Raw genomic sequence first — 18,581 nt, forward strand, 5'->3', positions numbered from 1 at the left:
ACCAACTACGTCTTCTGCAAAACCTGGGGCCGCCAGATCGGCACCGGCAGCAGCTACAACCACTGGTGGCTCAAGACCGACCCCGACACCGGACCGGCGGAGCAGTTCGTCTCCGCGTACTACCTCAGCCGTTGGGGCAACGACGAGGCCAAGGACAACAGCGGCGTCGTCATCCCCACCTGCTGAAGGTGAACTAGCCTCTACGTCAACCCGACGAGGGGTGACCATGCGAGCGGTTCTCACCGACCTGACCATCCCGCGTTACCTGCTCACCGCCGCGGCCCAGCGCCTGCCCCGCGGCATCGGCAGGGGCGCGGGATGGGGGCTGTCCGGCATGATGTCGCTGCGCGACGACCTGGCGACGCCGGCCCTGCCCGAGGCGCCCGGATGGGTTCTGCTGCGCCCCGAGCTGTCCGGCATCTGCGGCAGCGACACCGCCGTCGCGCACGCCAGTTCGTCGCGCGTCCTCAGCGCGTTCTACGCCGCACGCCGGCAGATACTCGGCCACGAGATCGTCGCCGTCGTGGAGCGCACCGGTGCCGGAGCCACGACGGTGTCGCCGGGCGACCGGGTGGCGATCGATCCGGTGCTCTCGTGCGCCCATCGCGGGTTCGCGCCCTGCCGCTCGTGCCGCGAGGGATTCCCGTACGTCTGCGAGCGCTTCGACCAGCCCGGCGCGTCCGGGTGCCGCTCGTCGACGCTGGGGTTCGACGCGGCGCTGGGCGGCGGCTGGGGCCAGTACGTCGTCGCGCACCAGGCGCAGCTGCACCGGCTGGGCGGGATCGCCTCGCACCGGGCGGTCCTCGCCGAGCCCGCCTCGATCGCCCTGCATGCGGCGTTGCGCTGGCAGCGGCGCGGCGACCGGGCGGTGGTCACCGGTCCCGGAACCATCGGCCTGCTCCTGATCGCCGCCCTGCGCCGGCTCCACCCGGACCTGGACATCACCGCCGTCGGGCCGGGCGAGTTCAGCCGGGACCGGGCCCGGCGGGCGGGCGCCGACCGGGCGCTGGAGCCCGGGCCGGGGGTCGTCGAGTCGCTCGCCGAGTCGCAGGGCGGGCGGGTGATCCGGCCGCGGCTGACCAGAACCCCCATCCTCGAGCAGGGTGTCGACGTCGTCTTCGACTGCGTCGCCCTGCCCGCCTCGATCGATCTCGGGCTGCACCTGCTCCGGCCGACCGGCATGCTCGTGCTGGTCGGCGGCGCCGGCCGGCAACGGGTCGACTGGTCCCTGGTGTGGAACCGCCAGCTCACCGTCCAGGGCACCGTCAACTCCGGCCCGGAACCCACGCTGGGCGGGCGGACGACCATGTCGCAGGTGGTGGAGTGGCTCGGCGATCCGTCCTACGCCGTGGACGGGCTGCTCACGCACGTGTTCGGGCTCGACGACTGGCGTACCGCCCTGCGGACCGCGTCGGCCGGCCCGAGGGCGCAGGCCGTCAAGGTCGCCCTGCGCCCCAACCCCGACATCCCGCTGGTGCCGGGATAGGAGCGCACACGACGCGGGGCGGCGCCGGAATCCCGGCGCCGCCCCAAGGAGGGAGGAGGTGGCGTTACCTGGCGGCGCACCCGTACGCGCAGGGCCCCACCACGCTGAACTGGGCGAAGTGCGGACGGTCGACGCCGCCGAAGGCGGTGAACTCGCCGCCCAGCTCGATCTTGCCGAGCCCCGGGTTGGAGTCCATCGTGAGCACGCCCCACTTGCCGTTGCTCTTCGGGTTCCAGTCGAGCAGCCCGCCGGTGGCGCCGTCCAGCGCCACCACCTTGGGCTGGCTGCGCAGCTTCTTGCCCGGGCACCAGGAGGTGGCGGTCTCCGACGGCTTCACGCAGGCCTCGGTGAAGTGCCCGCCGGCGTAGACGGCCCCGCCCAGGTACGTGATCGCCTGGATGTCACCGTCCGTGACGGTGCTCCAGATGAACCCCCCGTCGGCCTTGTACGCGGCCACCCGACCGCCGACGCCGCCGATCCCCGCGTACACCTTGCCCGGGACGATCGTCACCGCGAAGACCTCGTACGGGGTGGCGGGGCGGAACGTGGTGTCCACCGTTCCGTCGGCCGTCTTCAGCGCGCCGAACCGGGGCGTGCCGGCGCCGTTGAGCTTCTTGAACTTGCCGCCGACGTACAGCCGGGAGCCGGCGACGGTCAACGCCCTGACCTTCCCGTCGGCGGTGCCGGGGAACCCGGTGTCGAGCGCGCCGCCGGTCAGCCGGAACGCCGCCAGGTTCTTCACCGCCTTGCTGTCGACCTTGGTGATCTCGCCGCCCAGGTACAGCTTCCCGCCGCCGGCGGCCAGGGCGGCGCCCTCACCCACCACGGTGTGCTTGAGCGGGCCGACGGCGCCGGTCCTCAGGTCGATGCCGGCCAGGCCCGCGCGGGCCTGCCCGCCGACGTTCTTGAACTTGCCGGTGACGTACAGCTGCGATCCCGCGGCGGTCATCGCGAACACGGTGCCGTCGATGGCCGGCGCCCAGGGCAGCAGCTTGCCGGTGCGGGCGTCCAGGGCGGCGAGCCGCTTGCGCAGCACCGGCTTCCCGTCGACGATCGCGTTCCGGAAGCTGCCACCCACGTAAACGGTGGAGCCGACGTACGTGCTGGAGTACACCAGGCCGTCGAAGCCGACCGCGCGGGCCGGCGCTGCGGAGACCACCTGAACGGCCGCGGCGGCCGGGGCGGGTGTCCCCGCCACGACGAGCACGCCGGCGAGCAACATTCCCAGGTGGTGGCGGCGCGGAAGGGCGCGGCGAATAATCGGAGCAAAGAGCATGAATACGACGCTAAGGTTGCTTTGGCAATAGAATCCCTGAATATGGGACGTACACCCTAAAGTGCGTGTCGGCGGCCCTCCGCGGCGGGCGCCGGTATGGTGCACCGATGAATCGCACCGCGCTGGTCACCGGAGCATCGTCCGGCATCGGCCTGGCAACGGCGGTCGCGCTGGCCGCGCGTGGCTACCGCGTCCTGGGCACCAGCCGCGACCCGGGGTCGCTGCCCCCGGAGAAGCGGGCCGCCGGCGTGGAATATCTCGCCCTCGATCTCGACTCGGCGGACTCCATCGAGGCCCTGGCCGGCCGGCTCGCGGACGTCGACATTCTGGTCAACAACGCCGGCGAGAGCCAGTCCGGCCCGTTCGAGGAGCTGCCCGGCGAGGCGCTGCGCCGGGTGTTCCAGGTCAACGTGCTCGGGCCGGTCCGGCTGAGCCAGCTCGCCCTGCCCGGCATGCGGGAACGGGGCTACGGCCGGGTGGTCATGGTGGGCTCGATGCTCGCGTCGTTCCCGCTCGCCTACCGCTCCTCCTACGTCGCGACGAAGGCGGCCCTGAAGGGCTTCAGCAACGGCGCGCGCCACGAACTCTCCCCGTACGGTGTCTGGCTGACCACGGTCGAGCCCGGTTCTATCAACACCGGCATCAGCGAGCGCCGCACCAAGTACATCGCGCCGGACTCACCGCATCACCGCGACTTCGAGACCATGGTGACCGCCCTCGACCGCAACGAACGCGCCGGCGTGACCCCGGAACGCGTCGCCGAGGTCATCGTCAAGGCGATCGAGGCGACCCGCCCCAAGCCCCGTTACGCCGTGGGCAGCAACGCGCCGTTCGCCTTCGCGCTGCGCCGCATGCTGCCGGCGACCGTCACGGAGAAGGCCGTACACCGCAGGCACGACCTGACCCGCTGAGCACCGCCGCCTTCGCGGTAATCGGGAGGCGAGGCCGATCATCGCTGGCCATACTGTCTGTCATGAAGCTCGCCGAAGCACTTGCGCTGCGCGCGGATGCGTCGCGTCGCGCCGAGAGACTGCGTTCCCGCATCACCGGCAGCGCCCGTTACCAGGAGGGCGAGGCGCCGGCCGAGGACGCCGCGGCCCTGCTCGCCGAGTCCGGTGAGGTTCTCGACGAGCTCGAGTCGCTGATCCGGCGGATCAACCGCACCAACGCCGCCACCGAAGTCGAGGGCGGCACGCTCACCGACGCGCTCGCCCGCCGCGACGTCCTGCGCCTGCGGCACGGCATGCTCACCTCCGCCGCCGACGCGGCGGCCGGGGACGGCCAGCGTGGATTCCGGCAGCTGCGGTCCGAGCTGAAGATGATCCCGGCCCTGCCGGTCGCCGACCTGCGTAGCCAGGCCGACGACCTCGCCCGCCGGCTGCGCGAGGTCGACACCCTCATCCAGCGGACAAACTGGGAGGCCGACCTGCTGGACTAGAGCCCAGGCAAGGTGCGGAGCAGGTAGCCGACGTGGAGGCGTGCACAGCCCGAGAGCCGGCGGGTAATTCGGCTCATTTCTTGGCGCGCCCAGGGCAGGCGCAGGGGTTCGACTCCCCGATACACAACGCAGGCCCAGCACGGCGCACAGGTGACGGTGCACGGAAACGGCACACTACCGCGTGCAGATCCACGACGGCGAGGGCGGGATCGGGGCTTTCCGCACCCCGCAGGACGGCTCGATCACGCCTCGGGCGTGAGCCGGAAGATCCGGATCTCGCGGCCCTCGGCGCGCCTGGCGTACGCGTCGTAACCGGGCCAGATCCGCTTCAACAGCTCCCAGAGCCGCTCCCGCTCGGCGCCGGTGGCCAGGGTGGCGTGCACGCCGAACTCCCGGTCGCCGAGGGTCACCCGGGCGGACGGCTGCGCGATCAGGTTCGAGGACCAGGCCGGGTGGTGCGCCTGGCCCCAGTTCGAGCCGATCACGATGTACTCGGCGCCGTCGGTGGCGTACAGCAGCGGCTGGGTGCGGGGCAGGCCCGACTTCCGGCCGGTCGTGGTGATCAGCAGCGACGGCAGCTCGTGCCGGCCGATCACCGACCAGCGGCCGTTCGTGAGCCGGTAGAGCCGGCGGTCCAGCGGGGTCACCAGGCGGCCGAGGGCGGCAAACCACCGCTGGTTGCCGAGGCGCCGCAGCAGGGCGGTGTATTGCGACATCGGACCAGTATCACCGGCGGCCGAAGTCATGGCCGACCGGCTGCCGTGGATTAGGGTCTTGCCCGTGTCCCGTCGCCGCCGCGTCCGCCCGGTTCGCCGACCCCCGCAGCCTGCCCGGCCCCGGCCGGTCGCCGAGCGGCGCCTCCCGGCGGTCAGCGACGCGGTGCCCTGGCACGCGATCCGGTGGGCGCTGGCCGTCGAGACCGTGGTCATGTTCGTGGCGGTGGCGGCCGTGGCCCGCGCGGTGGACGAGGACCCGGAGACGATGCCGGTCTGGCCGCTGCTGCTGTTGGCCATCCCGGTCGCCGCGGCCCTGCGCGAGTCCCTACGCCGCTCCCGCGGCATGCTGCCGGTCCTGCGGAACCTGCTCGCGCCGATGGCCGCGGTGTTCATCACCGGCATCGTCCAGTTGCCGTTGATGTTCCCGCTGTGGTGGATCGACGAGAACACGGTGCCGTTCGCGTTCGTCGCCATCGTCGTGGCCGCCATCGGCGGCGGCGGGTTGATCCTGATCCTGCTCCTGATGGCCTGGGCGGCGCTCCGCTTCGCCCGGGCGGCACCGGCCGGGGCGTCCCCGGTACGGCGGTCGCTGGTGGGCCTGTTGTTCCTGTTCCTGCTCCTGACCGCGTTCGGTGTCGCGCTCGGCGCGGACGGTCCGCACGGCCGCGGTATCGGCCCGGTGCTCGTCCGGCTGGTCTGGTCCGAGCCCGCCTCGCCGTGGTTGTGGCTCGGCCGGGTCGGCGCGCTCGGCCTGATCGGCGTCGCGGTGATGCTGTACCGAACCGTGCTGACGCCCCGACCGGACTGACCGTTCGATCCGTACCGGTCAGGCCGGTCCGCCGCCGAATCCGATCTCGTTGCCGTCCGGGTCGCGGAAGGTCGCCTTGCGTACCCCGTTGTCGTAGGTCTCGAGCTCGGCCGGTTCCAGGCCACGCTCGGCGATGCCGGCGAGGCGGGAGCCGAGGTCGTCGACGAAGACCGTGTGCATGGCGTGCCCGGCGTGCGCCGGCCGCACCTCGATGAACACGTACCGGTGCTCGGCGAGCTCCCACACCGCCTCCGTGTCGTTGGGCAGGAAGGACGGCGGGGCGCCGAGGAGCCGCTCGTACCAGGCCACCGCCGCGGCGTAGTCACGCACCGGCAGGCCCGCGAACAGATCTATGGTCATGGCGTCATGCTAGGAGCCGGGTGACCTCGTGGCGGGGCGCGTGCCCGCCGCGCGCCGAGCCGAGAACCACAACGCCGGCCACCGACCGCTCGGGCGGTGTGGCGGCCCGGATGGGGCCACCACACCGCCGAGCCTCGCCGTCAGCGCTTCATGCCGAACTCGATGGCCTCGATGATCCGCGGCCGGAGCTCGGCGGCACTGATGATCGCGTCGACCGAGCCGACGTCGACCGCGCGCTGGATGCTGTGCACCCGGTCGAACTCCGCGGCGACCTCACCGAGCTTCTCCGACCGGACGGCGGACTGCACCTCGGCGAGCTGGGCGTTCAGCGCCGCCCGCTCGGCGCCGCTGGCCGCCGAGACCTGCGCCTGCAGCCCGGTGACCCGCGGGTCGGTCGCGGTGCGGTTGTTCACCTCGCCGGAGAAGACCACGGCCGCGGCCGGCGCGCCGCCGAGCACCGAGGCGAACGAGCCCTGCAGCGCCAGCACGGTCATGTTCGGGTTGAGCGCCTTGGAGAACACCACGAACGCGCCGCCGTGGTACCGCGAGATCACGCAGAACACGATCGGCCCGTCGAAGTTGACGATCGCCCGGCCGATTTCGGCGCCGTACTCCAGTTGGAGCTTGCGCATCGACTCCGGCGAGCCGTCGAACCCGGACAGGTTCGCCAGCACGACCACCGGCCGGTTGCCGGACGCCGCGTTGATCGCCCGCGCGGTCTTCTTCGACGACCGGGGGAACAGCGTGCCCGCGGTGTAGGTGTCCGGACCGTCGGTGGGCGGGAAGCCGCGCCGCGGCACCGATCGCGACTCGATCCCGATCAGGCAGACCGGCCAGCCGCCGATGTGCACGTCCTGCACCGCCGAGGTCTCGGCGTCGGCCATGCCCGCCCAGCGCTCCAGCACCGAGTGGTCCTGGTCGGACAGTGCGCGCATCACCGTGCGGATGTCGAACGGCTTCTTGCGGTCCGGGTTGTGCTCCACCGAGAAGATCTGGCCGACGGTGGCGAAGTCGCTGCCGGCGGTCGAGTGCGGGAACTCGGAGACGTCGCGATCGACCGGGTCGCTCGTGACCGCCCGCCGCGGCGTCGTCTCGCCGGGCGCGATGTAACTGTGGTCGTAGTGCGCCATCAGCACGTCGCGGGCGGCCGGCAGGCTCGGCGCCCAGTACTGCGCCTGACCGTTCGGGCCCATCACCCGGTCGTAGCCGCCGATGCCGAAGTTGTCCTCGGCCGACACCCCGCCGGAGAAGTCCAGCGACTGCTTGCCGGTGAGCACCATAGCCGAGTCCGGCGTCATCACGAGGATGCCCTTGGTGTGCATGAGCATCGTCGCCTCGGCGTTCCAGTACGGCTGGGCGCCGACGTTGATCCCCGCGACCACGATGTTGATCTCGCCGCCGGCCTGGGTGAACGTGACGATCCGCTTGAGCGCGGCCGCGACCCAGTCCATGTTCTCGGTGCCCGAGGACATCGAGATCCGCGCACCCGCCGACAGCGCGAACCACTCCAGCGGGACCCGCATCCGCTCGGCCAGGTCGAGCGCGGCGATCACCCGCGCGCACTCCGGCTCCGACAGCGCGCCCAGCGCCTTCACCGGGTCGCCGAGCAGCACGACCCGCGACATGCCCTCGGGGTGACGCTCGGTCGGCGTCGTGACGACGCCGGCCACGATCGCCGCGGAGTTCCTGCCCTTGGGCCGGTCGACCGGCACGAGCACGCCGTTCTCGTCGAGGTCGTGCTCGGTGAAGCCGCCGCCGGGCCCGGCGAGCATGCCGGTCAGCTCGTACGGGTAGATGTTGCCGCGCCGGGCCGCACGCAGCACCTTCTGGCGGTAGTCGTCCAGTGGCTGCACCGGCTCCGTCGACGGCTCGCCGACGTGCAGGTGCGCGCCGTCGCCCGGGTCGATGGTGATCCGCACGGCGACCTCGGTCAGCTCGCCACCGGCCCTGCGCTGCCGGGCCACGAACTGGACCTCCTCCAGCCCGGCGCCCGCCGTGGTCGGCAGGATGCGCTGCACCAGCGAGTTGAGCTCGTCGGCGGTCAGCTCGGTCGACGGCCAGACATACATCATGATCTGGTTGGTGTCGAACCGCTTGTTCTGCGGTCGCTGTGCCTGGATGTTGCGGATCGCGTCCAGGCCGGCGTTGATGGCCTCCTCGACCGCGGGCAGCGCGACCAGCCGGCCGTCGGCCTCGCGCAGCGGCGTCAGGTCGCGGACCTGGCCCATCGCGAAGAGCCGCTCGTCGGCCGGGTTGCTGCGCGCGACGGCCTTGAACAGGTAGATCTCCTCGTCCGCGGACGGCAGCCGGGTGAGGTCGAACTCGCGCAGCCGCTCCAGTTGCAGGCGCTGCGCGATCTGCGGGTGAAGCCCGCGGATCAGCCGGTCCTCGGCGAAGCCCGCGCCGTCGGGCCGGAAGGTGAAGTGGTGGTGCATCACCGCACCCGTGGTGCCGGCGATGGTGGTGGTGATCCGGCGCAGTCCCGCGGGCCGCGGGTGATCGGTGAGGAGCTCGCCGAGCCGGACCGCCATCGCCTCGGCGTCCGGCTGGTCCTCCCACGTGACGTAGAGGTCGGCGACCAGCCCGCCCTCGGCGAGGTCGACGGCGAACCCGCCGAGCGCTCCGATGGCGTCCGGCAGGGCGGCGATGTCGATGGCGGTGGTGGCCACCCGGGTCGCGCCGGCCGTGCCGGTGAACTCGGCGGTGACGAACCGGCAGCCCGCGCTCTCCCGCGCGGCGACCGCGGAGAGCCGGCGGTTGCCGTAGTAGCGGCGGGTCAGCACCTCCAGCAGCGGCACGTGGTCCCGGCCGGGGCGCCCGATCCGCTGGCCGATGAGCCGGACCAGCGGCTCGGAGCTGGCCACCATGGCCTGGATCCGCTCGGCGCGGTCCGGGGCGTCCGGGTTGCGGTCCAGGTGGCGCAGGTCGGCGCGCACCGCGGCGTAGACCTCGGCGCGGTTGCGGCGCAGCAGCGGCTGGGCGAACCAGCGGAACACCACGCCGCGGGCCAGGTCCGACACCACGGGGAAGCGCACCTGGGTGGCCTCGATCAGGTGCTCGAGGGTGAGCCCGGCCCGCTCGCTCAGCGACTCCAGCGGCGGCGCGCCGACCAGCCACTGCCGCAGCAGCTCCGACACGATCGCGACGTCGGCCGACATCCGCTGCTGGGCCAGGAAGATCCGGAAGACCGCGGCCTCCAGCTCCGGCGTCCGGTCCAGGTCGACGATGCCGTAGTGCCCGAGCACCCATTTCAGCCGGGCCTGGAACGCCTCGGTGACGCCGGCGCGCTCGACGTCGAGGCTCTGCAGGTAGCTGTGGAAATATTCGCGCGGGCTGTGCACCAGGTTGCCCGGCTCGAGCTCACCGCCCGGCTTGTTGCGGCTCAGCTCGGACAGATCGGCGAAGACCGTCAGCAGCTCCAGCTCGCCCGGCAGCGGCCGGTCGCCGAGCTCGGCCCGGGCGGCGAGGTATCCGGACAGCACCCGCCCGCGGTCCTGCAGGTCGACGTCGAAGCCCAGCAGCACGCTGCGCAGGTCCTGCAGGCCGCGCTCGACCCGCTCGGCCGGGGACACCTGCGCCGGCTCGGCGGGCAGGTCGATCTCGACGACCTGTCCGGCGCCCTCGGCCTCCTCCTCGGCGCCCTCGTCGGCGAGGGGCTCCAGGCGCATCAGCGGCGTGCCGGTCTCGACCTGGCTGCCCACCGACACCGGGCACTCGCGCACCCGGGCGCGGAACGGCGCGCGCAGCACCGTCTCCATCTTCATGCTCTCCAGCACCAGGATCGGCGCGCCGGAGTCGACCTCGTCGCCGACCGCCAGCGGCGTCGCCACCACCAGCGCCGGCGCGGGCGAGCGGACCACGCCGCCCTCGTCGCGGCTGATCCGGTGGGTGATGCCGTCGACCTCGACCAGGTGGATCGGGCCGTGCGTGGCCGACACCAGCCGGAAGCGGTGCCCGTTGACCACGATCCGCCCGCTGTAGGCGTCGAACCGCTCGACCTCGACGTCCGCCTGGTGCACGTCGCCGCCGCCGGAGATGCCGACCCGGAAGCGCTTCTGGCCGATCCGGGCGACGCTCACGCGGTAGCCGACGCCGCGGAGCTTGAGGTCCAGCGGACGGCCGCTCTGGTGCTGCACCTGCGGGCGGCCGCCGTGCGCGGTGGAGAGCAGCCGCTGCCGGCTGACCTCCTCCTCGTCCTGGTAGGCCTCGATCGCGGCCGCCGCCAGGGCGATCGCGGAGTTGCGGTGGCTGACCAGGCGGCCCTCGGCGCGCACCCGGTCGATCCAGCCGGTGTCGGCGCTCGCGTCGATCACCTCGGGCTGGTCGAGCAGGTCGAGCACGAAGCTCTTGTTGGTCGCGCCGCCCTCGATGATCACGGTGGTGTCGGCCATCGCGCGGCGCAGCCGGGCGAGCGCCTCGCCGCGGTCGCGGCCGTAGGCGATGATCTTCGCGATCATCGAGTCGAAGTCGGCCGGGATGCTGTCGCCCTCGCTGACGCCGGTGTCCACCCGGATGCCGGGCCCGGCGGGCAGCACCAGCCGCGCGATGCGGCCGGGCGAGGGCGCGAAGTCCCGGTCCGGGTCCTCGGCGTTCAGCCGGGCCTCGACGGCGTGGCCCAGCTCGGCCGGCTTGTCGCCCACCAGCTTGCCGCCGTTCGCCACGTGCAACTGCAGCCGGACCAGGTCGGTGCCGGTGGTGATCTCGGTGATCGGGTGCTCGACCTGCAGCCGGGTGTTGACCTCGAGGAAGGCGAACAGCTTCTCGCCCGGGTGGTAGAGGAACTCGACGGTGCAGGCGCCGCGGTAGCCGACGGCCAGGGCGAGCCGCGCGGCCGACGCCTTCAGCTCCGCGGACTGCTCGGCGCTCAGGACCGGGGAGGAGGACTCCTCGATGATCTTCTGGTTGCGCCGCTGCACCGAGCAGTCGCGGACGCCCAGCGCCCACGCCGTGCCCTGCCCGTCGGCGATGACCTGCACCTCGACGTGCCGGGCGCCGATGACCAGGCGTTCGAGGAAGACCACGCCGGAGCCGAAGGCGCGCAGCGCCTCCTGGCTGGTGCGCTCGTAGGCGTCGGTCAGGTCCGCGCCGGAGGCCACCATGCGGATGCCGCGCCCGCCACCGCCCGCGGTCGCCTTGAGCATCAGCGGGTAGCCGATCTCGGCGCCGGCGCGCAGGGCGTCCTCGAGGGTGGCGACCTCGCCGCGGCTCCACGGCGCGACCGGCACGCCCGCCTGCTCGGCGATCAGCTTCGCGCCGATCTTGTCGCCGAGCTTGCGCATCGCGTCCGCGCTCGGCCCGACGAAGGTGACACCGATCTTTTCGCAGAGCTCGGCGAACGCCGGGTCCTCGGCGACGAATCCCCAGCCGACCCATGCGGCGTCGGACCCGGTGTCGAGCAGCGCCCGCTCCAGCACCGCATGGTCGAGGTAGGGGCGCGCCGAGGCGGGGCCCAGCGAATAGGCGACGTCCGCCTCACGGACGAAGGTCGCGTTGCGGTCGGCGTCGGTGTAGAGGGCAACCACCTCGATCCGCGTCCCGGTTTCCGCCGAAAGGTCCCGGACGGCGTGAATGAGCCGCATCGCGGCCTCTCCACGGTTGACGATGGCGACACGACTGAACACCGGCTGAGCCTCCCAAATACCAACGCACAGCAGGCGACGTCCGGGTCCCGAAGCGTCGCCTGCACCTTTCTATACCCTGCTTGACTACTGCCGAGTACACCAATTTTTCACATCGCGCATGTCGGAGCCACTGCGATGTCGGACCGGTGACAGCAGAGACCGAACCTTGCGGTCGACGCGGGGCGTCACTACAGGACAGCTTTCTGTAGTGCGGGCGCCCAACGGCCTCGGCGTCCCTCAATTCGAGGCGCCGGCCGAGATCTGTGACCCCGCCGCGATGATCGCTGTCGGCACTGTAACTCGGAGCAGGCGATGAGCCGCGGACCTGGCTGCGGCGCGCCAGTGGCCATGCCGCACCCGACCGCCTGCCCCGGTCTGTGCCCGTTGCCGCCCGGATGGCTGGATTTTCCGGCGGCGAAATCCTCAAGTCACGCCGTTCGGACCGTCCGCAACCGGGCGGCACCTGTTCGGGACCTGGGGGTGCACCGCGCAGACCGGAATCTTCTCTGCATGCCCGGCCGACAACGGCTGGACAAGCGGGGGGAAAAACCAAATGCGTCTCAAGAAGTCGATGACCGTGCTGGCCGCGATGGCCATGGGTGCCACGACCGCGCTGGCCGGCACCACCGCCGCCACTGCCGCTCCCGCCGCCGGTTGTAAGACCAATGACCTGCTGGTCCCGTCGTGTGGTGTGTTGTGGGGTGCCGCCGCCGGTGGGTTCACCGACGCCCCCCGCGACCAGGCGCTGAAGGACTTCGAGAAGCTCTCCGGCCGCACTGCCACGATTTACCACACCTATCACAAGGGTGACGAGGTGTTCCCGACCGCCGCGGAGAAGGCCATGGCCCGCGACACGAACCAGCCGCGGGTGCTGCTGCTGAACTGGAAGATCGCCTACAAGTCGTCCTGGGCGAAGGTCGCCAAGGGTGAGCAGGACAAGCGGATCGACGCGTTCGCCGCCCGGATCAAGAAGGACTTCCCGGAAAAGTTCTTCCTCGTCTTGAACCACGAGCCGGAGAACGACGTCATCGCCCGCAAGGGCTCCGGCTGGGAGGCCAAGGACTTCGCCGCCATGTACCGCCACACCATCCAGCGCCTCGAAGCCCAGGGCGTCACCAACGCGATCAACGTGATGGCGTACATGGGCAACGAGAAGTGGATGGCCCAGAAGTGGTGGGCCGACCCGTACCCCGGTGACGACGTCGTCGACTGGATGGGCCTGGACTCCTACGTCTCCGCCGAGCGCGGCGCGTACCACTACGGCCAGTTCGCCGACCTGCTCGACCGCAAGGCCAAGAACGGTCCGACGTTCTACGACTGGGCGACAAAGAAGCACGCGGCCAAGCCGCTGATGATCGCCGAGTGGGGCGTCTACCACCGCGTCGGCAAGCCGGTCGACAAGTCCGCCGGGTTCAACAGTGTGCTGCCCGAGTTGGCCAAGCGGCCGGCGATCAAGGCGATCGTGTACTTCGACACCAAGCACGACGACCAAGGCGACCGCGACATCAGCATCGACAGCAAGAAGACCAGCCTCACCGCCTTCCGCACCCTGGCCGCCAACAAGCTGTTCAACGTCACAATCGGCTGACCCCCGAGTAGGACCCCACGAGCCGCCCGGCGAACCTGCCGGGCGGCTCAACCGCTTTCGGCCCGGTGGCCCGCAACCGATCGGTGACGATGCGGCACCCGTCGCGCTATGAGAACTCCCGGAACCGGGCCGAACAGAACAGTGAACCTGGCGGCAAGCCAGGAGCCGAAACTCCGAAGGGGACACCTTGCGCTCGTCTCGTCTGCTCGCCCTGGCCGCCCTCGTCGTTCCCACCGCCCTCGGCGTCGCGACGTTCGCGTCCCCGGCCTCGGCCGCACCGGCGAAGGCGTCGGAGCAGTCCCTGCAGGCCGATATCGTCCGGCTCACCAACGCGCAGCGCACCGCCAAGGGCTGCGCCGCCGCCACGGTCGACGCGCAGCTCACCACGGCCGCCCGCGGCCACAGCACCTGGATGGCGCAGACCGGCACGTTCTCGCACACCGGCCGCGACGGCACGAACTTCGTGGCCCGCGCCAAGGCCGCCGGTTACGCCCGCCCCTCCAGCGAGAACATCGCCTGGGGATATCGCTCCGCCGCCGAGGTCGTCGACGGCTGGATGAAGAGCCCCGGCCACCGCGCCAACATCCTCAACTGCAAGTCCAAGACCGTCGGTGTCGGCGCCGCCTATAACGCCAAGGGCAACGCCTACTACACGCAGGTCTTCGGCTTCTGAGCCGACCGGAAACCGACACAGCGTCCCCGCCGATCCCCCTGCGGCGGGGGCGCTGTGTGTTTCTGCACCGTCAGGGCCCCGGTGAGCGAACGTCCGAATGGGCGGTGCGCAGTGCGTCCAGGCGGGCGTCCGTGCCCGGCGGGGCCAGCCTGTCCAGCTCCTGCCAGGCCTGATCGAGCGCCCGCTCCAGCCCGGCGTGCTGGCGCCTGAGCTCGGCACGCAGCTTCTCGATGCGCCGGATCCAGCCGGCCGCGGCCCCGTTGCCCGGCGCCGGGCCGGCCTCGGCCGCCGGGACTATCGCCGCCAGCGGGCGGCCGCCGTCGGTGACCACAATGGTCTGCCGGGTCAGGCCGGCGAGCCGGGCCAGTTGCACGAATCGGGTGCGCGCCTCGGCCAGCGACAACTCCAGCCTCGGGTGCGAAATCGGGACGGCGGGTTCAGCCATGCCCCGATGATGCGGGTCACCTGTGACATTTTCCGGCCGCGGCACCCGAGCCACGTACGCTCGACGGCGTGAGCATCGCACCGCCATCGACCGTCGCCCTCGGCAACCGCTTCGCGAGTGAGTTCCCGGAGCTCGCGGTCCCCTGGCAGGCGGCGGAGGCGCCGGATCCGCGGCTGCTCGTGCTCGACGAGTCGCTCGCCGCCGAGCTCGGCCTCGATCCCGGCTGGCTGCGCGGCCCCGACGGCGTCCGCCTGCTGGTCGGCGCCGCGGTCCCCGACGGTGCCACCCCGGTGGCGCAGGCATACGCCGGCCATCAGTTCGGCGGGTTCGTCCCGCGGCTGGGCGACGGGCGCGCGCTGCTGCTCGGCGAGCTCGTCGACGCCGGCGGCAACGTCCGCGACCTGCACCTCAAGGGGTCCGGGCGCACCCCGTTCGCGCGCGGCGGCGACGGCCTGGCCGCGGTCGCCCCGATGCTGCGGGAGTTCGTCGTCAGCCGGGCCATGCACGCCCTCGGCATCCCCACCACCCGCTCCCTCGCCGTGGTGGCGACCGGGCGCACGGTGCGCCGCGAGACCCCGCTGCCCGGTGCGGTGCTGGCCCGGGTCGCGGCCGGCCACCTGCGCGTCGGAAGCTTCCAGTACGCCCGGGCCGCCGGCGACGCCGACCTGCTGCGCCGCCTGGCCGACCACGCGATCGACCGGCATCACCGCGGCGCGGCCGGGGCCGAGCGCCCCTACCTCGCCCTGTTCGAGGCGGTGATCGCCGCGCAGGCGGCGCTGGTGGCCCGGTGGATGCTCGTGGGTTTCGTGCACGGCGTGATGAACACCGACAACATGACGATCTCGGGCGAGACCATCGACTACGGGCCGTGCGCGTTCCTGGAGGCCTTCGACCCGGCCGCGGTCTACAGCTCGATCGACCACGCCGGGCGATATGCCTACGGCAACCAGCCGGCGATCGCCGAGTGGAACCTCGCCCGGCTCGCCGAGTCGCTCCTGCCGCTCTTCCACGACGACCAGGAACGGGCGGTCGCGCTCGCGGTGGAGTCCCTCGGCGGGTTCCGCACCCGTTATGACGCCGCCTGGTCCGCCGGCATGCGTGCCAAGCTCGGCCTCGCCGGTGACCCCGACCGCGCGGTGGTGTCGCCGCTGATCGAGGAGTTGCCCGCGCTGCTGCTGGCGAGCCACGTCGACCACACCGCGTTCTTCCGCGCCCTCGCCGGCGCCGCCCGCGGCGACGCCGAGCCCGTGCGCCGGCTGTTCATCGACCTCGCGGCGATCGACGACTGGGTGGCCCGCTGGCGTGCCCTGGGCCCGAATCCCGACGCCATGGATCGGGTCAACCCGGTCTACGTTCCCCGCAACCACCTCGTCGAGGAGGCCCTGGCCGCCGCGGTCGAGGGCGACCTGGACCCGCTCGGGCGACTGCTGACCGCCGTGGCCGACCCCTACGACGAGCGCCCGGGCCTCGATCGCTACGCCGCCCCCGCGCCGGAGGACTTCGGCCGCTACGTGACCTACTGCGGCACCTGAGGCCGCGGCCGCACCGCACGGCCGGCCGAGGGCCGCCAGGCTCGCCCGGCAACCCTCGGCACCGTCGTACCGGTCGGCTACGGGCACTCCCTCCAGGCGAAGTGGTAGGTGGTGGAGATGCTGCCGTCGGTGGAGTCCATCGTCAGGAAGCTGGCGTCCGTCGAGGTGCCCTTGGCGACCCGCAGCTCAGTGTTGATGTTGAGGTTTCGCAGTTCGCCGCATGGATGCCAGACGACCGCGGCGACCGGCACCTCGTCGCTGATGAACCAGTTGTCGTCGAGCGGCGCGGTGATCGGGTGTACGGAGTAGGTGCTCTGGCTCATGCCCTGGAAGTAGTAGTTGGCCCGCTCCGAGGCGGAGGCGCCCCGCTGCAGCAGCCCGTAACCGCGGTAGTCCACCTTGGTGATCGCGAAGGTGAAGCCCTGCGGCACGTGGACCAGCACGTTCAGCTGGCAGTTCTTGCGGCCTTCGGTGGTGGCGATGCCCGGGCCGGCCTGGGCCAGGTATTCGCTGTAGATCGCGGTGAAGGCGGTGTTGTCCGGCGAGACCGCGACGTCCGCAGTGCCGGGCCGGCAGCCGGAGCCGGCCATCGCGACCAGGTCGATGACGATGTGGTCGGACGGCGGGTCATCCAGAATGCTTCCGGCCGAGGCGGGCGACCCCACGACCAACGAGGAGGCTATTAAAGCCAGTACGGCTCCCCCACGCACCAACAATTTACGCATGGAACTCCCTTCGATGTGAAACAACGATGCGCACGCGGATCGATGCTATGGGTGAACATTGAGATCGGTCAATGGACCGCCATTTGGTCGCATTGCGCGGTAATTGGGCGGCGCCATACAGGCACTTTGGGCATTTTCGCCAGGCCGGGTAAAGCAACACATCGCATCTTCCGGGATATTTCGGGCTACCGGTTCAGTTGATAGGTCCGGAATATCGCTGCAATATCCGCGAATCGCTCCCGCTACAGCGCGTCAGGCGGGTTCAACTCGGCGTACGCGAGAAGCCGAAAAGATCGATCATTGTCAATGCTTGTGCGTTGAGTGCGACCTGACTAACATTCCCTAGCGGAACGTGGCAGTGACTCATTGGCGCAATAGCCGACACCCTTGGCGGACATCTTCCGGGCACACATGCGTCCGGGGCAAGTCAGCGATGAAGCACGCGCGCGATTACCGGCAGAAATTGAGCAACAATCGAGAGGAATACGATGATCAAAAGCCTCGCCGGCGCGAGACAACCCATTCTCGCCGTACTCGGTACGGTGCTTGCGCTGTCGCTGTCCACGCCGGCCAACGCCACCGTTTCCGCGGCGGCCGGCGCCGTCCCGGACTCGAACGTCACGCTCGAGGTGATAGCCGCCAACGGCTCGGGCTGCGCGCCCGGGACGGCCTCGGTGATCGCCAACTCCGACCGGACGGGCTTCCGGATCAGGTACTACGACTTCGTGGCGGAGGCGGGCGGCAACGCCGAGCCGACGGCCCGCCGCAAGAACTGCCAGATCAGCGTGCTCGTGACCGTCCCCGCGGGATGGACCTTCGCGATCGCCGAGGCGGAGTACCGGGGCCGGGCCCGGCTCTACTCGGGCGCGTCGGGCCTGCAGCGCACGAACTACTACTGGCAGGGCTCGTCCGCCAACAGCAGCACCGAGGAGACCTTCGCCGGCCCGCTTCAGGGCTACTGGCAGACCAGGGACGTGGCACCCGTGCTGATCTACACGCCCTGCTCGGAGCAGAAGGTGCTGAACATCAACACCGAGCTGCGGGTCGACGGCGGCTCGTCGGGCAGCAAGAGCAGCATGTCGATGAAATCGAGCGATGGTGACGTCGACACCCTCTTCAACTTCAGCTGGACGCGGTGCTGACCCCGTAACCCGCGCTGTGGCACACGTGATGTTCGCGAAGGGCTCCGCGGAGCCCTTCGCGATCGTCGCCCGTCAGCGTAGTGAGTAACCAACGCGCTGTCATGGCCCGCGGCCGGCGCCTACCGGGTCGCCGCCAGCGCCGCGCGGCACAGGGTCAGCAGTTCCTCGTCGTCGCGCACCGCGGTGGCGCTGCGGGCGTGTGGCTCCGACGTGTGCCGCCGGCCGCGCCGTAGCTCGGCCACCAGCAGCGGACGGACCGTCACCGCCGCCGGTCCCATCCGCGCCCACACCGTCGCGACGGCCCGGCGGCTCGGCGCGATCGTGCGCCACCCGTGCTCGAGCACCGGCATCGTCGCCGCGACGTCGCCGGTCGCGTGCCAGAGCGCCCGGGCGGCGTCCAGCCGCGGCCCGGGATCGTCGCCCGACAGCAGTGCGCGCAGATACGGCGCGAAGTCGGCAAGCGGCGCGCCCACCTCGGCGATGAGCGACGTCAGGTCCAGCCGGCCGTACTCGTCGTCGCGGAACCGGTCGAGCACCACCCGGGCCGCCGCGTCGTCGCCGCAGAGCCGCCAGATCGCGACGGCGGCGAGTGCCGCGTCGATCCGCTGCCCGGTGGCGGCGCATTCGCGCAGCCGCTGCTCCGCCCGCCGCGCCGCCGGGCCGAACCCGGCGAGCGCCCTGATGCCGCCCCGGTTCAGCGGCCCGGTCAGCAGGTCGTCGGTGGCCCGCGGTGAGCGGTGCGGCGGGCTCCTCCTCCTCGGCGGGCGGCGG

16 protein-coding genes are annotated in these 18,581 nt (G+C 71.5%); 9 read left to right on the forward strand and 7 right to left on the reverse strand.

From position 1 onward, the window contains the following. The coding region (locus tag AB0F10_RS35015) for a hypothetical protein (RefSeq protein WP_360635218.1) at positions 1-186 on the forward strand (186 nt) is incomplete at its 5' end. A 40-nt stretch (positions 187-226) separates the two neighbouring features. After that, positions 227-1,486 (forward strand): zinc-binding dehydrogenase, encoded by a 1,260-nt coding sequence (locus AB0F10_RS35020; protein WP_360635221.1) that lies wholly within the window; start codon positions 227-229, stop codon positions 1,484-1,486. A gap of 64 nt (positions 1,487-1,550) precedes the next feature. Here AB0F10_RS35020 and AB0F10_RS35025 read toward each other — a convergent pair whose 3' ends face one another. Next, a complete protein-coding gene (locus AB0F10_RS35025) occupies positions 1,551-2,762 on the reverse strand; it encodes a hypothetical protein (protein ID WP_360635224.1) in 1,212 nt (403 codons plus the stop codon). Between the two features lie 107 nt (positions 2,763-2,869). On the opposite strand from AB0F10_RS35025, the gene AB0F10_RS35030 reads away from it, so the two are divergent. Both AB0F10_RS35030 and AB0F10_RS35035 read left to right on the forward strand, forming a co-directional pair. After that, positions 2,870-3,673 carry an SDR family oxidoreductase gene (locus AB0F10_RS35030; protein WP_360635227.1) on the forward strand — a complete coding sequence of 268 codons (804 nt, stop codon included), beginning with the start codon at positions 2,870-2,872 and terminating at the stop codon, positions 3,671-3,673. Positions 3,674-3,735: 62 nt separating this feature from the next. Further along, the gene (locus tag AB0F10_RS35035; protein ID WP_360635230.1) at positions 3,736-4,200 is read left to right on the forward strand and encodes a DIP1984 family protein; all 465 of its coding nucleotides are present in this window, start codon (positions 3,736-3,738) and stop codon (positions 4,198-4,200) included. 242 nt (positions 4,201-4,442) lie between these two features. On the opposite strand, the gene AB0F10_RS35040 is transcribed toward AB0F10_RS35035, so the two are convergent. Further along, entirely contained in the window at positions 4,443-4,916 is a 474-nt protein-coding gene (locus tag AB0F10_RS35040; RefSeq protein ID WP_360635233.1) for a nitroreductase/quinone reductase family protein, read from the reverse strand. Positions 4,917-4,980: 64 nt separating this feature from the next. Here AB0F10_RS35040 and AB0F10_RS35045 point away from each other — a divergent pair, with 64 nt between their 5' ends. Next, positions 4,981-5,724: a hypothetical protein gene (locus tag AB0F10_RS35045; protein WP_360635236.1), complete on the forward strand. Its 744-nt coding sequence runs from the start codon at positions 4,981-4,983 to the stop codon at positions 5,722-5,724. 18 nt (positions 5,725-5,742) lie between these two features. On the opposite strand, the gene AB0F10_RS35050 is transcribed toward AB0F10_RS35045, so the two are convergent. Together AB0F10_RS35050 and AB0F10_RS35055 are read right to left on the reverse strand one after the other, a co-directional pair. Next, complete coding sequence (locus tag AB0F10_RS35050) at positions 5,743-6,084, reverse strand: VOC family protein (protein WP_360635239.1); 342 nt, start codon at positions 6,082-6,084, stop codon at positions 5,743-5,745. Between the two features lie 140 nt (positions 6,085-6,224). Further along, positions 6,225-11,705, reverse strand: a complete 5,481-nt coding sequence (locus AB0F10_RS35055; protein ID WP_360635242.1) for a biotin carboxylase N-terminal domain-containing protein — start codon at positions 11,703-11,705, stop codon at positions 6,225-6,227. A 553-nt stretch (positions 11,706-12,258) separates the two neighbouring features. On the opposite strand from AB0F10_RS35055, the gene AB0F10_RS35060 reads away from it, so the two are divergent. Both AB0F10_RS35060 and AB0F10_RS35065 read left to right on the forward strand, forming a co-directional pair. Continuing rightward, the gene (locus AB0F10_RS35060; RefSeq protein ID WP_360635245.1) at positions 12,259-13,293 is read left to right on the forward strand and encodes a glycosyl hydrolase; all 1,035 of its coding nucleotides are present in this window, start codon (positions 12,259-12,261) and stop codon (positions 13,291-13,293) included. A gap of 187 nt (positions 13,294-13,480) precedes the next feature. Next, entirely contained in the window at positions 13,481-13,966 is a 486-nt protein-coding gene (locus AB0F10_RS35065) for a CAP domain-containing protein (protein ID WP_360635248.1), read from the forward strand. A 70-nt stretch (positions 13,967-14,036) separates the two neighbouring features. On the opposite strand, the gene AB0F10_RS35070 is transcribed toward AB0F10_RS35065, so the two are convergent. Further along, on the reverse strand, positions 14,037-14,411 hold the full coding sequence (locus AB0F10_RS35070; RefSeq protein WP_360635251.1) for a hypothetical protein: 375 nt from the start codon (positions 14,409-14,411) through the stop codon (positions 14,037-14,039). Positions 14,412-14,479: 68 nt separating this feature from the next. Here AB0F10_RS35070 and AB0F10_RS35075 point away from each other — a divergent pair, with 68 nt between their 5' ends. Then, positions 14,480-15,943, forward strand: a complete 1,464-nt coding sequence (locus tag AB0F10_RS35075) for a protein adenylyltransferase SelO (protein WP_360635253.1) — start codon at positions 14,480-14,482, stop codon at positions 15,941-15,943. A gap of 77 nt (positions 15,944-16,020) precedes the next feature. Here the strand turns inward: AB0F10_RS35075 and AB0F10_RS35080 are convergent, their stop codons facing one another. Then, positions 16,021-16,668: a DUF4360 domain-containing protein gene (locus AB0F10_RS35080; protein WP_360635257.1), complete on the reverse strand. Its 648-nt coding sequence runs from the start codon at positions 16,666-16,668 to the stop codon at positions 16,021-16,023. 488 nt (positions 16,669-17,156) lie between these two features. Between AB0F10_RS35080 and AB0F10_RS35085 the strand changes: the two genes are divergently transcribed. Beyond that, positions 17,157-17,810, forward strand: coding sequence for a DUF4360 domain-containing protein (locus tag AB0F10_RS35085; protein WP_360635260.1), 654 nt, complete (start codon positions 17,157-17,159; stop codon positions 17,808-17,810). Between the two features lie 119 nt (positions 17,811-17,929). On the opposite strand, the gene AB0F10_RS35090 is transcribed toward AB0F10_RS35085, so the two are convergent. Beyond that, a partial coding sequence (locus AB0F10_RS35090) for a hypothetical protein (protein ID WP_360635263.1) occupies positions 17,930-18,581 on the reverse strand: 652 nt, incomplete at its 5' end.

Origin of the sequence: Actinoplanes sp. NPDC026623 (assembly GCF_040638275.1) — a bacterium.
Lineage (GTDB): Bacteria > Actinomycetota > Actinomycetes > Mycobacteriales > Micromonosporaceae > Actinoplanes.